The organism is Photobacterium kasasachensis (assembly GCF_050336885.1).
GTDB classification, from domain to species: Bacteria; Pseudomonadota; Gammaproteobacteria; order Enterobacterales; family Vibrionaceae; genus Photobacterium; species Photobacterium kasasachensis.
Genome location: NZ_JAKJSH010000042.1, coordinates 1 through 14,722, shown reverse-complemented (window position 1 = coordinate 14,722; position 14,722 = coordinate 1). Strand labels below are relative to the sequence as shown.

The following is a 14,722-nucleotide window of genomic DNA, read 5'->3' as shown; positions in this document are numbered from 1 at the left end:
TGGTTTTGTAATCGCCGAGGAAAATGGTGATCTTCTATATCTTGATCCCGAAGACCAATTTTCCGTTTGGATCTTTCACCATGACGGTAGTGACGTGAAGAAGGTATCTGAATCAATTAGTAAATGGTTAGCACAAGCAACCATTGCATAACAAGGCAATCAAGGTGACCCGTTACACTCGGCATTTTTGGTATGGAGTCCGGTGTGCGTTGCTAGTTCAGTGTGGGGCACCTTATTGCAGGCGTTAGCTGCTTTAGAGGAAAAATGAGAAATTTAGACAAACCCTTATTTTGGGTATATAAGAGAACGAAAGAGTCAATACTTTCGTCAGTTAAAGGTGTGTTCTTGTCAATTTTATTGATTTTCACCTTCTCAGTATTAATTGAAGTCTCAGGAGTATTCAGTCCTTTGTGGGCAGGTATTATTATGATTTTATTGTCAATGATACCGACTCTATCAATAGGGCTTATTGCTATTAAGCTAAAGTTTAGAAAAACAGCCAATCCTATTCCTAGGGCAGAGATAGCGTATGCACGTCAGAGTGGCCATTTTATGAACGCTGAAAATATCGTTAGGAGTTTAGCCTCTGTTTGCTTTTCGCTAATGATTTATGTTTGGTTTGCAATGTTGGTTATGATGTTTGTTGTGATGCCAGTATTCAACTTCATGCTTGCGTGATACAGCTAACAAGGCAATCAAGGTGACCCATTACACTCGGCATTCTTGGTTCGGAGTTCGGTGCGCTTTGTTGGTTTAGTGTGGGGCACCTTATTGCAGGCGTTATGCACCTAGAGCAAAGTATTGTTTTGGTTGAAACTTCATCGCTCAATACCAATATCTCTCCGGCCATTCGTTTATCAAAAGGCTGCCATTTGGTATCGAGGTTCAGCAAATTGTCAGTCTCTTTGTTGCCTTTGAGTACGAACCGTCAGGCTTTCGTTTAACCCTTTTTGTTCCGAGGTTTCAGGAAACAGCGATCCCTTTGGCTTTCAGCTTCATCGCAGGGCAGCCAATCTGGTTTGGCATCCGGAATGGGGAAAGTTCAGCTGACTCAAAGGCGCTGGGAGACAGAAAAAATCTTCAAATCAGGATTTGTGGCAGCTTCACCGAAAAGACACTATGCGTCGATAGACTTGCGACCAAATAGGGATCGCGCTAATGGATGGAGTTGCATAACAAAAGTATCAAGGTGACGCGTTACACTCGGCATTTTTGGTATGGAGTTCAGTGGATTTGGTGAGTTCACCGTGGCGCACCTTATCCTAGGCGTTAAGTGCTGAATCTGACTAGTAACAAATAAACGCAATGAACCAGAGTTACCGGAAGTATATAGAGGTATGTAAGTTTTGCTAATAGTTTAACTCAGCTAGAAGTCTCGTTGATTCGATTACTAGTCACAATAGAAATCAGTTTATAACAATAAATCTAGAGTAAACTCCGCACATGAGCGATCTAAAACTGAGCAAACTATTGTCGTTAATATAACATAAATCCAGTGGATTGTTTATATGGTATAGAAAGTTTGTCATGTTAGTCGCGCACTAACTATCTGAATCCAAGGCACTTAACAAAGCAATCAAGGTGATGCGTTACACTCGGCGGTTTTGGTTTGGAGTTCGGTGCGCTTTGCCGGTTCAGTGGGGCACACCTTATTGCAGGCGTTAGGTTTACATAGGAAAGTTTAGTGCATATAAAAACTTCAAGTTACGAGACATTGGTCGAAAAAGGTGTATCAACTAAATTAGCTCGGGCAATATTCTACCCAGAGGAGCTCCATGAAGACCTATGGAGCGTTATTGGTTTATGTGATTCATATTGTAATGTTCCCGATGATGTTTCTGAAGTTACTCCACTTTTTGATAGAAACTCTGATCCAATTGTTCGCTGGATTAGAAACGGCGAAATCGAATATGTATGGCTTTTTCATGATGATCCTAATTGGAGTCTAGTTGCACGCCATGAACAAGGGGTTTTAGCTTATCTTTACAGGTTGCTTACAGAGTTTTTGCCTGATGAAGAGTGTGCATCTTTTGCGATGAAAATAGGGTTTGAACATTATGAGTTAGCAAACAATGTTTTAGATTATGATTGTGACTCGTATGAAAATTGGGCGTCAAAACTTCAGTAAACCTAACAAGGCAATCAAGTGTGACGCTTTACATTCGGCGGTTTTGTTACGGAGTTCAGTGTGCTTTGTTGGTTCAGTGGGGCGCACCTTATTGCGGGCGTTAGGCATGGTAAAAGCCTGCTTTTTGATCTGGTCGTAACCATGTCACCCAAGAACGGGAATTCTTAGGCCATTCGTTCATTACATGGCTGTTCTTTAAAGGCGTGGAAATGCAAGTTACTCCGTTCTTTGCTGCCTCAGACGATGGCAATAAGTGTTCCTAGTTTCCTCGTTGCACTGCAGTGAAAGGCTTGTCGGCAACTCAACCTGTCAGCCTGGTGATGCAGCCACAATTAACACCTCATAAGGTTGTCATACAAGTTTAGCTGGCTTTAAGGTGTTGAAAGTATTTATGTTACGTTAAGATTTGTGGTTGCTGTATCCCATGGTTGGCAGCGGACTGTGCTGAGAGTTGGCCGGTCAAGTAGGAATGCCGCAAGTGGAAATGCCTAACAAAGCAATCAAGGTGACCAGTTACACTCGGCGGTTTTGGTATGAAGTTCGATGCGCTTTGCTAGTTCAGAACGGGGCACCTTATTGCAGGCGTTATGCACCTTAGAGCCAAGTTCATCGATGGTAGAATGTTCATCGCACATTTCCACGATTTCTCTGGCTATTCGTTCAGCGAAAGGCTGCCAGAAAGTTCAGAGAACAGCAGGTTGTCGTTTTCTTTGTCGCCTTTTGCCTGGGCAATTCAGCAGTGAGTTTCCATCGTTACATTGCTTTGAAAGGGTTGTTGTTTGTCTTAACCAATAGTTCGGTGTATCAGCCAATCCGGTCCGCAAGAGGTTGTCATGCAAGTTGGTCTGGCTCAAATTCTTGAAAGTAAATCAGAATTATCAGAGCCTGCGCTTGTTGCCTGAATGTCGCAGACTCATCACGCGTTGAAAGGGATTCGGCCAAGTATAATCGCATTAATGGATGGAGTTGCATAACAAAGCAATCAAGGTGATGCGTTACACTCGGCGGTTTTGGTACTGGGTTTGGTGGGCTTTGTTAGTTTAGTGGGGCACACCTTATTGCAGGCGTTAGGCAACCCGAAATATTAGCCTAGCAGATTTAATTTCTGATAAATCGTTTCAAGAAATTTATAGCATCACTAATTTGAGAAAAATAATGGAAGTTTTTGAAAGAATGTACAATATGATTATAGAGTCACCTGCTATAGTCATATTTCTAATTATTACCTCACTCTTGGTGAATTACTTATTTAGTCGAAATGCGGTCAAAAAGAAAGAATACATATTGGAGAAAATTCCACAGAGTGACGAAGATGTGCATCTGGATGTTAAAGTAGCTCACTCTTCACGAACATTTGGAGCAGCGAGAGTTTCGTGGCATAGAGCTGAGATTATTTTTAGTCGTAACACGATATTTTACATTGCTTATAGTAGGTTAGGCCCAATTAGGATGTATAAAAATGTTATGCAATTGTATGTTGCTGGCACGAACTTACAAGACCAATTAATAAAGGATAAATTTGCACCAATCCAATCAATTAAGTTCATAGAAGACAAAGTAATAATCAAATTTGCTTGGAGTAGTCCGGTGATTAAAAGCACGTTAACACTCAAAGGTATTGATCACGAAGAAACTATTCAAGCTATCAAAAAACAGCTCGATTTAGATGCTCTTCAATCGATGTGAGGTAGGATAAGCGTACCTGTAAGGTGTGACACTCATCTTTATTCGATTGATTGCCTAACAAGGCAATCAAGGTGACCCGTTACACTCGGCGGTTTTGGTATGAAGTTCGGAGTGCTTTGTTAGTATAGCGTGGGGCACCTTATTGCAGGCGTTAGGCATGGGAAAAGCCTGCTTTTGGATCTGGTCGTAACCACGTCGCCCAAGAACGGGAATTCTCAGGCCATTAGTTCATTGCATGGCTGTTCTTTAAGGGCGTGGAAATGCAAGTTGCTCCGTTCTTTGCTGCCTCTGGCAATGGCAATAAACGTTCCTAGTTTCTCTGTTGTTCTGCAGTGAAAGGCTTGGCGTTAACTTAACCCATTAGCCTGGTGATGCAGCCTTAATTACCTCCTCATAAGGCTGTCATGCAAATGTAGCTGATTTTAAGATGCTGATAGTATTGATGTTACTTGAGATTCAGTGGATGCTGTATCCCATGGTTGGCGCAGTGGTACGCTGAGAGTTCGGCGGCCAAGTAGGAATTTCACATGTGGAAATGCCTAACAAAGCAATCAAGGTGACCTATTACACTCGGCAGTTTTGGTTTGAAGTTCGATGCGCTTGGTAAGTTGGCCGTGGGCACCTTATTGCAGGCGTTATAACTTTATCCATCAATTTCATCCTTTCACACCCAAATTTGAAGATGTTCCAGAACCTGAGAACTGGTGTTTGTTGATCGTCAAAAGTATGAGATTTTCATGCCTTTATGGAAATCTTATAGGTGGTTATGATGGCTGTACGTCCAAGTTTGCTAAAAATGAAACAAGCTTTTTCAAAAGTAAATAGGGAAGTTAATGAAGTCGGAAGTTTAATTGGTGGTAAGGTAAATCATAATATTAACGTACTAACTCCGGAGCAAGGACGTTTTGAGAATGCATGTGCAATTCGCATGTCCTACGCTTTGAATTACGCTGGGTATAAAGTGCCATTTATGAAAGGCAAGACAATCTCAGGAGGTCAGGGTCATTGGTATATTTATCGAGTCAGGGATTTGGTCAAGTTTTTATATGATAGCTTTGGTGCTCCTGAAGTCGTTATTGATTCCCCTCATACTGATAAGCTGTCGGAATACAAAGGTATATTAGTAGTAGATGTCGATGTATGGTCGGATGCTTCAGGTCATGCCACTATTTGGACTGGTTCTAGGTGTACAGATAGTTGTTATTTTCCATTAGCGAACAAGGCTTACTTATGGCAATTAAAAGACTAACCACAATATTTGTTGCTTTGTGCTGCAGTTTAAGTGTAAACGCTCACATATTGAGCGACATGAGTGATAAGCAGTTGCTTAAGAACTACGCCTTATCCACATGTATTGCAACATTTTACAAGGGGTCAGAAGTATCTAAAGATGCTATAGCTGCAATGCAAGGTTACCGAGATTACTCAGATTTACCGCTTGAGGTATTCTTCAAGGTTTCAAAGCTTGTAGAGAGTAATGATTTAAGTGGTTATAGTTCAAAAAAAGGTAACACTATTGAGCTTGGGTATTGCATAGACTTCGCTGAATCAGAGGGTGTTGAATTACTATATCAACAAGCTTTAGCATCAGAGTTATAACAAAGCAATCAAGGTGACCCGTTACACTCGGCGGTTTTGGTATGGAGTTCGGCGCGTTTTGTTGGTTTTGCGTGGGGCACCTTATTGCAGGCGTTATGTGCTTTTCAACTTAAAGGAATAGTATTAAATGAAACGGATATTGGTTTTGAATGGAAATCCAAAAGAGCAAAGTCTTTGCCGAGCTTTGGCTGAAAGTTATGCTCAGGGTGCGAGGGATGCTGGCTGCCATCTGGATGTCATTCATCTGTCGGGTTATAAGTTTGATCCAGTTCTTAAATCGGGTTACGAAAGCAAGCAATCCTTGGAAGACTCTCTGCAAAATATAAAAGAAAAAATTCAACAATCTGATCATGTCGTTATTGTGTATCCTGTTTGGTGGGGTTCAGTTCCCGCAGGGCTTAAAGGTATGCTGGATCGTATATTTTTACCAGGGTTTGCTTTTAAGTACGAAAAGGGTGATTTATTACCTCAGCGGCTTTTAAAAGGTAGAACCGCAAGAATTATTGTTACTATGGATACACCGATCTGGTACTACAAGTTGATTTATGGCGCTCCCGCAACAAAAATGATGAAAAAGACTGTTTTAGAGTTTTGTGGGTTTAATCCGGTTAAGGTCACTGAGTTTGGCGCTGTGTTAAATTCGAGTGAAAGCCAAAGACAAAAATGGCTTGCTAAGGTAAATAAGCAAGGCGCGATGGCAATTTAAAACTATTCACCTAAAAAGGTTTAATCGTGGGCAAGGGAATGAGGAAAATAAGAATATCCACAGTCGTGATAGAATTTTTCTTTTTCATGTAAACGCCAATTTGTATAGTCTCAACAAATAGATTGCACATAACAAGGCAATCAAGGTGACCCGTTACACTCGGCGGTTTTGGTATGGAGTTCGGTGCGCTTGGTTGGTTCAGTGTGGGGCACCTTATCGCAGGCGTTAGCCCATAATCGGAAAGGATTACTATAATGACAAAAAAGTGGTTTGTTGCTTCTTGTTTTCTGTTCTTTACATCGTTTTCATTGATAGCAAGCGATGAAGATATTGGCGAAGTCACCAACCTTGCGTTGTTAACCTCAATCAATGAAGTTGAGGCCAACAGAAGCATTGAAAATGTTACTAGAATGATTGAGGAAATAAATAAAGCAACATATGTAGTTGCAATATTTCCAAATCAGCTGAAAGAGAATAAGCGCAGTGATGACGGAATTGTAACGATTAATGCAGGTCAAGAAGTCAGCTATATGACAATCAAGTCGACTGATGGAAATATGTATCTACCTATATTTACCGATTTACAAGCAAAAGATTACTTTATTGAAGAAGAGTCTGAGGCATTAGTTTATCCTGCTAAAGAACTTTGGAAGAAGATTACACTTATGGATAACATTTATGGTGTCGCAATAAATCCTGGCTTACAAAATGTTCCATTAGAGTTTGAATTAATAAAACAATTGAATCCAGATGTTTTCGGACAAAAGCAGGGCTAACAAAGCAATCAAGGTGACCCATTACACTCGGCGGTTTTGGTATGAAGTTCGGTGTGCGTTGTTGGTTTGGCGCGGGGCACCTTATTGCAGGCGTTAGCAAACTAGAGCTACGATAGCCTATAATGAGGAATATAAATTGAATATAGAAGAATTTGGTACATCATTTCGTAGCTACCTTTTGAATGAAAATGAAAATGTTTTATTAGTCAAAGGTCAGTGGGGTATTGGTAAAACATATTATATTGATAGGTCTCTAGAGGAAAATAAAGAACATTACAAGTATATAAAAGTATCTCTCTTTGGACTTGATAGTACAGATGAGCTCAGTAGGGCGGTCTCTGAAAGTTTGATTAATAATTTCATTTCTCCTGCAGTTAGTAAACTAGGTAAGGCAGTAGCTTCGGTTCCTTTTATAACAAAGTTCATTCCTAAAGAACTGCCATCTTTAGATAATATTACAATAGATAATTCAATTACCAGATTTGTAATATTCTTTGATGATATAGAAAGAATGACATTAAGCTTACAAGAGTTTTTTGGATATGTTGATCGTCTAAAAAATTCTTCACCCTTTAAAATAGTTATTGCTTTGAATGACAAACAATTAAAAGATCAAGAAATATGGAAGTTAAAAGAAAAGGTAACAGATAGAGAACTACGATTGAAAGACACTTTAGACCATGTTATAGGCAACATATTTTCTCAAGACTCTGAATTGGCGTTATATATTTTTAGACAATTAAAGGTAGTTAATCTCAGAGTGATTATAAAATCGAGTGTTGTAATGGACTTGTTTGTCAGTAAATCAGAGGGATTAGATAGCGAAAACTTAACGAGGTTAAAGGTTAGTTGCCTATGCTTATCTGCAAAGTATTATGCAAGCGAAGACTTTGATGAGAGCAGAATCGATAATGTTAGCCTATATGACCGTAACTTTTTATTTAACTCTCTTATTAATTCATACTTAGACTCTCAGGTAATTACGGATGAACTGTTTAACAATCAAAATAGATATATCGTAAATAGACAAATAGAAAATGATAATAATGAAGCTTTTAATTCAATAATCGAAATGTTTGAGAGTACATTTAGTGACAATAAACAAGAAATGCTGGCATTGTCTAATGCATTTATAACAAGACAGTCATTAAATGACAGCCAGCTTATCTTTGTCGTTAGCATTATTCATAAACTTGGTGGTTCTATAAGTAGTGAAAGCATTGAATATTGGTTTAATGTAGAAAAGAAAAGCCAGCGGTTTATTCGTGATTTATTAAGTGTACTTGAAAGTGGCGATGCTTATAATGCAATTCTTGAATATCAAGAACAAGAAGGTACGACTAGCCAAGATGATAATATAGATATAGCTTCTGATGAAGCTAGTGGTTTTATCGCGGCTTATTTACTCCAATCTAATAGCTCCAATCTAAAATATTTTGAAGATGATCTTAGTGTCTACAGTAAAGATGACTGGTTGAATTATATTTCTACTCATGACCCAGTAAATTTGTTCCGTAAGCTTCAAGATGGCATTTTTAAATTTATTAGAGAAGATAAAGGTGAAAATCTCAAGCAAGCACTAATAGAGCTCAGTGTAGAGCCGATACAAAAAATGCGTTTGGTTAATATTTTTGGTACTAGGATTAATAATATACTGAATTAACAATTTTTTGTATCAAGTGGTAAGGTAAAAGTTTGCTAACAAAGCAATCAAGGTGATGCATTACACTCGGCGGTTTTGGTATGGAGTTCGGTGCGCTTTGCTGGTTCAGTGAGGCACACCTTATTGCAGGCGTTATGCACCTTAGAGCCAAGTGCATCGATGGTAGAATGTTCATCGTACATTTCCACGATTTCTCTGGCTATTCGTTCTTCGAAAGGCTGCCTGAAAGTTCAGAGAACAGCAGGTTGTCGTTTTCTTTGTCGCCTTTTACCCTGGCAATTCAGCAATGAGTTTTCATCGTTACTTTGCTTTGAATGGGCAGTTGCTTGTCTTAACCAATAGTTCGGTGTAGCAGCCATTCCAGTTCGTATCAGGAGGTCATGCAAGTTGGTCTGGCCCAAGGTGTTGAAAGCTTATCGAATTCTTAAGAGTATGAGCTTGTTGTCAGGAAATCGTAGACTCATCACGTGTGGAAAGGCTCTTAACCAAGTATGATCGAATTAATGGATGGAGTTGCATAACAAAGCAATCAAGGTGACCCGTTACACTTGGCATTTTGGGTTCAGAGTTCGGTGTGCTAGGTAAGTTAATCGTGGGGCACCTTATTGCAGGCGTTATGGCAATGCTCTAATAACTAACTCATTAAGTGTCGGTTAGTTTAATGGAGCTAGTAGTGATTATTTGGGAGGAAAGAGAGTGTGCATGAATACTGTAGGATCAAAAAAGAGCTAGCTCGTGTCCTTGCTGAGTTCGGTTTTCAAGAAGTCAAACCAGATTTTGAAACAGATTGCTATGGTTCCACTTATTGTATTTTCGCTAATCGTGAGAAACGCTACATGATTCTTTGGGATGGTGAAGAAAGGTTTGGCTCTGTTGAGGCATGGGAAAATTCTTGCTGGATAGCGTTAGATACTATTGTGACAGAGTCCAATGAACTGGAGTTTAGACTGGCTTTGTCTACTCTATGCAATGAACTGATAGATCGTTTAAGTAAGGATATATAGAAAGCCAAATTTGAAATAGAACCAGAAAGGAATAGTGCATTGTAAGTACAATTGATTTAACGAAATTGCCATAACAAAGCAATCAAGGTGACCCGTTACACTCGGCGGTTTTGGTATGGAGTTTGGTGTGCTTTGTTAGTTCAGTGCAGGGCACCTTATTGCAGGCGTTATGGCGCAGGGGCGTACAGGCAACGTGGCTGTCGTCTTATTGCCGGCGGGTCGTGCTTAGTTGCTAGTGAATCTCAGTTTTCCAGCTCTGTTATGGTGATGGTAGCTCTCAAGGAAAATAGACAATTGTGGTTTCTGTACGCAACCGCCCGATTGGCGTTTTTGAGGAGGCTTCTTTCATTTGTCCAATTGGCTCCTGTAGTTGTGTTGATTCCCTTCATTTTCGTTGGGTCGAGGCTTAGCAGCTAGCAAGCAGTAGTTTTCCAATCCGGTTATGGCGCTGGATGTTTGCAATGAAAATAGGCATCGTTGGCTCCAGTCCGCAGCACGCTCGATTGTCGTTTAGTACTCGCTACTTTTCTTCCTTAAGCACCGATTCACACTGATAGAAGAGAGCTGTCCGTTCTTCTTCCAAATAAATCTTGCTCAAACCCCCATCAAAAGGCTTAGGTTTCAGTTATAGCCACCTGAAATAAATAACAAAATTGCGATCTCTCAACTTCCCGTTTATTAAGTGATGTATGATGCATGAATCATATGGCAGGTGAATAATTCTGTTCGGCGGTAGCGTGCCTGATGCTTGTATTGGATCCCTTGAGTGCGCCATAACAAGGCAATTAAGGGTGATGCGTTACACTCGGCGGTTTTGGTATGAAGTTCAGTGTGCTTTGCTAGTTCAGTGGGGCACACCTTATTGCAGGCGTTATGTGCTTCTATTATTGGCTTGTAACTAGTTGTACTCTAGTATTTTCAAAGAAAGTAGGTTTAATATGAAATTTAGGGGTGGTGAAACCGCTAGACTGGCGTTTGATATCGAAAATATATGTAGAGATATTTTGTTGGCTAATGGTTGGAAACTTGATCCTACTCTGGCGTATCCTGATTATGGATTTGATGTTGTCGCATTGGAAAAAGTAACAGGTGAACGTGTTGCTTTTGAAATCAAATATACACGAAACTCTAATTATCCAACTTCAGCTCTTCGAATTGCATCAGAAAGACTTGCTGAAAGCGCTAAGCGAGAGGGAATAAATAAAGCTGTACTCATGATTTTAGCTGATACTAAGGCTGAAATAAGAGAACAAATTGAAAATAAATATAACATCCAAATCTTAAATCTAGACAATTTGCTATCACTAGCAAGTATAGATTTAGAGCTATTAGATAGACTAGCAAAGCTCCGTGAGATCGACCTATCTGAACGGGRTTTCAAAAAAAGTTCCCAAAATATAATCCATCCTTCAAGAATAGGGCTGCAATTAGACACTACGTCATCTAAAGAGAACGAAAAAACAGGAATAAACTTCATCCGTGATTTACAAGCAATACCCTATGGAAGAGAAGGTTGTTATAAGTTTGAAGATACAGTTAGTGAAATATTGCAATACCTATTTGATGGCGATCTCACTGGTTGGCATCAACAGAAAAGAACAACGGATGATTTACACCGTTACGATATGATTTGCCGAGTGATAGATAAATCTACTGTTTGGAAGTTTATCTCATTAAACTTAGATTCTAGATATGTTCTATTTGAATTTAAAAACTACAAAGATGAGATTGGGCAGTCTCAAGTTTACTCTACAGAAAAATATCTATATGAAAAGGCGAAGCGTAAAGTTTGTTTTCTTATTTCTCGGAAGGGTCCATCAGAGAATGCAATAATTGCTTGCCAAGGTGCTATGCGCGAACACGGCAAGTTAATATTGAACCTAGATGAAAAAATGTTGATTGAGCTAATAAACATTAAGATTACTGGTGGAGATCCAAATGAGTTTTTATTCGAAAAGGTAGACAAGTTCATGATGGAGTTGCCACGATAAGCACATAACAAAGCAATCAAGGTGACCCGTTACACTCGGCAGTTTTGGTATGAAGTTCGGTGCGCTTTGATAGTTTGGTGCGGGGCACCTTATTGCAGGCGTTATGGCGTAGGGGCAACAGTCAATGCGGTAATCACTTTAGTGAATGGTATTGAAATATTAAAAATAGAAAGTAAAGCAGTTTCAAAAAATAGAATATGTACTTAATTTTATCGAGGATAAACACTGTGAAAAGAATTTTAATGGCAACTTTAATTTCGTGTATGACTTCTCAAGTTAGTGCCGGTACTTTACATGATATAGCAACAACATGTAACTGGGAGTTGGGTAGAAGCGATGGGTCTGTAATTAGTCAATCTGTAGCTTTAAGAGAAGATGGCACGCTTAGTTATAAGAATGAGAATGAGCACCTTTGGGAAGTTAATGATGGAGAAATTGTCTTCCGTAATATTAATGGGGCTATAAGTACTAGGTTTTCATCAATAAACATAGACCCAACAACTAATCAAATCACTTTATTAGGTAAGGTTCTACAGGACCCTAGTTCAGAAATCAAACACACATTAACTTGCTATAAGTAACCTTCAACTTCCTGCTTAGAACAGTGATGTAAGGTGCCATGAATCATATGGCAGGCAAATGATCCGGTTCGGCAGTAGCGTATTTGATGTTTGTATTGGACTCCTCAAGTTCGCCATAACAAAGCAATTAAGGTGACCCGTTACACTCGGCGGTTCTGGTATGAAGTTAGATGTGCTTGGTGAGTTTTCGTGGGGCACCTTATTGCAGGCGTTAGGCATTTAACGAGAATAAGAGAGTCTATGGAATATCTAATAGTTTTTATCGGTGGCGGAATTTGGTTTAGCGCTGTTGTATATATACTATTTCGATTACATTCGAGGTGGTCCCTATACAGAACTGTCAAATCACAAGTTATTTCAGTTGAAGGGTTACCCTCAATAATATTGGGTATCAGTGGCAATGAACATGAAGTTTCTAGGTTTAAAGTTATCGATCATGGAGTAGATACTGGGATCGTTATTCATTGGATTGATCATAAACCGTTAATTATCTATCTAACAAAGCGAGACCTAAGGGCAATTATCGTCAAAGATGGCGAAATTTTGAATGCACAATTAAGCGAATTGAGACTCAATGATATCAGGTATATAGCAGCTCAATCTGTACGATTGAACAAGTGGAAAAAGTTTCCTCTACCACCTGAATTTGAAAATGCCTAACAAGGCAATCAAGGTGACCCGTTACACTCGGCGGTTTTGGTATGGAGTTCGGTGTGCTTTGTCAGTTCAGTGCGGGGCACCTTATTGCAGGCGTTATACACTATAGGAAGAAACGTGAGAAATATTCGTACCTTATTGATATTCCTCGGTCTTGGTTGTCTGTTTGGCTGTGGTGATATTCAAATTGAAGAGGACTGCTTTGAACCAGTTCAATTTAAAGCAGGTGAGTTATTTTCAAGTGACATTATTAGAGTTACTCCTGTRTGGGGAAMTAATTCAAACGAAGAATATTTAAAAGAGCACGGAGTGGTAGGTTACCTCAGTGCAAGTGGTTCGTATGAACCAATAAAGCCAAGTAGCACACTACAGTTTACGGGGCACATATACAAAGTGGTACCAAGTGCTGCTGAGCGATACATCGGTGCAAGCTCAGAACATATCATGTTTGAGGCTTTTTTAAATGAATCCAAGTATGTGGTTTTTGATTTCGAGCCTCAAAATATGAAACTACCTTACCCAATAGGTCGTTGTAACTTTTGAACACGTGTATAACAAAGCAATCAAGGTGACCCGTTACACTCGGCGGTTTTGGTATGAAGTTCAGTGTGCTTTGTGGGTTCAGTGTGGGGCACCTTATTGCAGGCGTTAAATTTCATTTGAACCCCATCGCACATCGTTATATTGATATTTTTGTGTATCGATAATTATAGGCTCCAATATAGAACATTTTGATAATGAGTTATTGGAAAGCCAAATGATACAGTTCAATAAATTATGGAATGAGCATCCTACGACCACCGGTGATAAAACGCCTTGCTCAACTGATGGTAAACCTAATTTTTCGGATCAGTGTGCCATTCGTCTGGGGGCTGCTCTCGCTGCTTCCGGGGTTGATACGAGAAAGCTTGTATCAAAAGCTAGGCATTGCTGGTTCCATGATATAAGCGATGGGCATGTTCTAGCAGCAGAGGAGCTTGCAAGAGGGTTAGCAAGGCAACCGCTAAATGGAGTTGGTAAGCTTCAAAAAGTTGAACCTCAGAACTTTGCGAAAGATCTATCAGGTAAAACCGGAATTATCTTTTTTAAGGATTTTTGGGCTCGTGAAAATGAATTGTTTCGAAACAGAACAGGAGACCATATTGATCTATGGAATGGCTCTCGTTTGAGCGACTGGAGAACATGGTTTATGATTTCATCAGTATTTAATACTGGTGGTAACTATGGTAAATCAAAAGAAATATGGTTCTGGTCAGTAAAATGAAGAAATGGTTAAAAACTTTAATCTTGTTAATTGCTACTGGAATGCTCGTTTGGGTTCTTTGTCTATTTCTAATTGATGATATGCTTAATTTATTGAATATATCATTAAATCCAGATGAGTATGTAATATATTGGTTTACTATTTTTATTCTTGTCGAGTTTGCTGCATGTATAACAACAGTATACCTGTTGAACAGAAGATCTAGAAATTTAACAAAGCAATCAAGGTGATGCGTTACACTCGGCGGTTTTGGTATCGAGTTCGGTGTGCTTTGCTGGTTCAGTGGGGCACACCTTATTGCAAGCGTTATGCACCTTAGAGCCAAGTGCATCGATGGTAGAATGTTCATCGCACATTTCCACGATTTCTCTGGCTAGTCGTTCAGCGCAAGGCTGCCTGAAAGCTCAGAGAACAGCAGGTTGTCGTCTTCTTTGTCGCCTTTTACCCTGGCAATTCAGCAATGAGTTTTCATCGTTACTTTGCTCTGAAAGGGCAGTTGCTTGTCTTAACCAATAGTTCGGTGCAGCAGCCAATCATGTCAGCATCAGGTTGTCATACAAGTTGGTCTGGCTCAAAGTGTTGAAAGTAAACGGAACTATCAGGGCCTGCGCTTGTTGCCTGTATGTCGCAGACTCATCATACGTGGAAAGGCTTTTGGCCAAGTGTG

14 protein-coding genes are annotated in these 14,722 nt (G+C 39.7%); all 14 read left to right on the top strand.

Features of this window, described 5'->3' with window-relative positions:
- Window positions 1-264 precede the first annotated feature (264 nt).
- Window positions 265-678: a hypothetical protein gene (locus L4D19_RS29675; RefSeq protein WP_428455376.1), complete on the top strand. Its 414-nt coding sequence runs from the start codon at window positions 265-267 to the stop codon at window positions 676-678.
- Between the two features lie 1,006 nt (window positions 679-1,684).
- A complete protein-coding gene (locus L4D19_RS29670) occupies window positions 1,685-2,128 on the top strand; it encodes a hypothetical protein (protein WP_428455375.1) in 444 nt (147 codons plus the stop codon).
- Window positions 2,129-3,283: 1,155 nt separating this feature from the next.
- On the top strand, window positions 3,284-3,814 hold the full coding sequence (locus L4D19_RS29665; protein ID WP_428455374.1) for a hypothetical protein: 531 nt from the start codon (window positions 3,284-3,286) through the stop codon (window positions 3,812-3,814).
- A 769-nt stretch (window positions 3,815-4,583) separates the two neighbouring features.
- A complete protein-coding gene (locus tag L4D19_RS29660) occupies window positions 4,584-5,063 on the top strand; it encodes a type VI secretion system amidase effector protein Tae4 (RefSeq protein WP_428455373.1) in 480 nt (159 codons plus the stop codon).
- A 59-nt stretch (window positions 5,064-5,122) separates the two neighbouring features.
- Window positions 5,123-5,413 carry a T6SS amidase immunity protein Tai4 family protein gene (locus L4D19_RS29655; RefSeq protein WP_428455372.1) on the top strand — a complete coding sequence of 97 codons (291 nt, stop codon included), beginning with the start codon at window positions 5,123-5,125 and terminating at the stop codon, window positions 5,411-5,413.
- A 127-nt stretch (window positions 5,414-5,540) separates the two neighbouring features.
- On the top strand, window positions 5,541-6,119 hold the full coding sequence (locus L4D19_RS29650; RefSeq protein ID WP_428455371.1) for an NAD(P)H-dependent oxidoreductase: 579 nt from the start codon (window positions 5,541-5,543) through the stop codon (window positions 6,117-6,119).
- A gap of 254 nt (window positions 6,120-6,373) precedes the next feature.
- A complete protein-coding gene (locus L4D19_RS29645) occupies window positions 6,374-6,895 on the top strand; it encodes an SseB family protein (RefSeq protein WP_428455370.1) in 522 nt (173 codons plus the stop codon).
- 136 nt (window positions 6,896-7,031) lie between these two features.
- Window positions 7,032-8,558, top strand: a complete 1,527-nt coding sequence (locus L4D19_RS29640; protein WP_428455369.1) for a P-loop NTPase fold protein — start codon at window positions 7,032-7,034, stop codon at window positions 8,556-8,558.
- A gap of 698 nt (window positions 8,559-9,256) precedes the next feature.
- The gene (locus L4D19_RS29635; RefSeq protein ID WP_428455368.1) at window positions 9,257-9,562 is read left to right on the top strand and encodes a hypothetical protein; all 306 of its coding nucleotides are present in this window, start codon (window positions 9,257-9,259) and stop codon (window positions 9,560-9,562) included.
- A 938-nt stretch (window positions 9,563-10,500) separates the two neighbouring features.
- Window positions 10,501-11,553 carry a restriction endonuclease gene (locus tag L4D19_RS29630; RefSeq protein WP_428455367.1) on the top strand — a complete coding sequence of 351 codons (1,053 nt, stop codon included), beginning with the start codon at window positions 10,501-10,503 and terminating at the stop codon, window positions 11,551-11,553.
- Window positions 11,554-11,780: 227 nt separating this feature from the next.
- Window positions 11,781-12,134: a hypothetical protein gene (locus tag L4D19_RS29625; protein WP_428455366.1), complete on the top strand. Its 354-nt coding sequence runs from the start codon at window positions 11,781-11,783 to the stop codon at window positions 12,132-12,134.
- 240 nt (window positions 12,135-12,374) lie between these two features.
- Entirely contained in the window at window positions 12,375-12,794 is a 420-nt protein-coding gene (locus L4D19_RS29620) for a hypothetical protein (RefSeq protein WP_428455365.1), read from the top strand.
- Window positions 12,795-12,908: 114 nt separating this feature from the next.
- Window positions 12,909-13,334, top strand: coding sequence for a hypothetical protein (locus L4D19_RS29615; RefSeq protein ID WP_428455364.1), 426 nt, complete (start codon window positions 12,909-12,911; stop codon window positions 13,332-13,334).
- A 214-nt stretch (window positions 13,335-13,548) separates the two neighbouring features.
- Window positions 13,549-14,055 carry a type VI secretion system amidase effector protein Tae4 gene (locus L4D19_RS29610; protein ID WP_428455363.1) on the top strand — a complete coding sequence of 169 codons (507 nt, stop codon included), beginning with the start codon at window positions 13,549-13,551 and terminating at the stop codon, window positions 14,053-14,055.
- The last annotated feature ends 667 nt before the right edge of the window (window positions 14,056-14,722 follow it).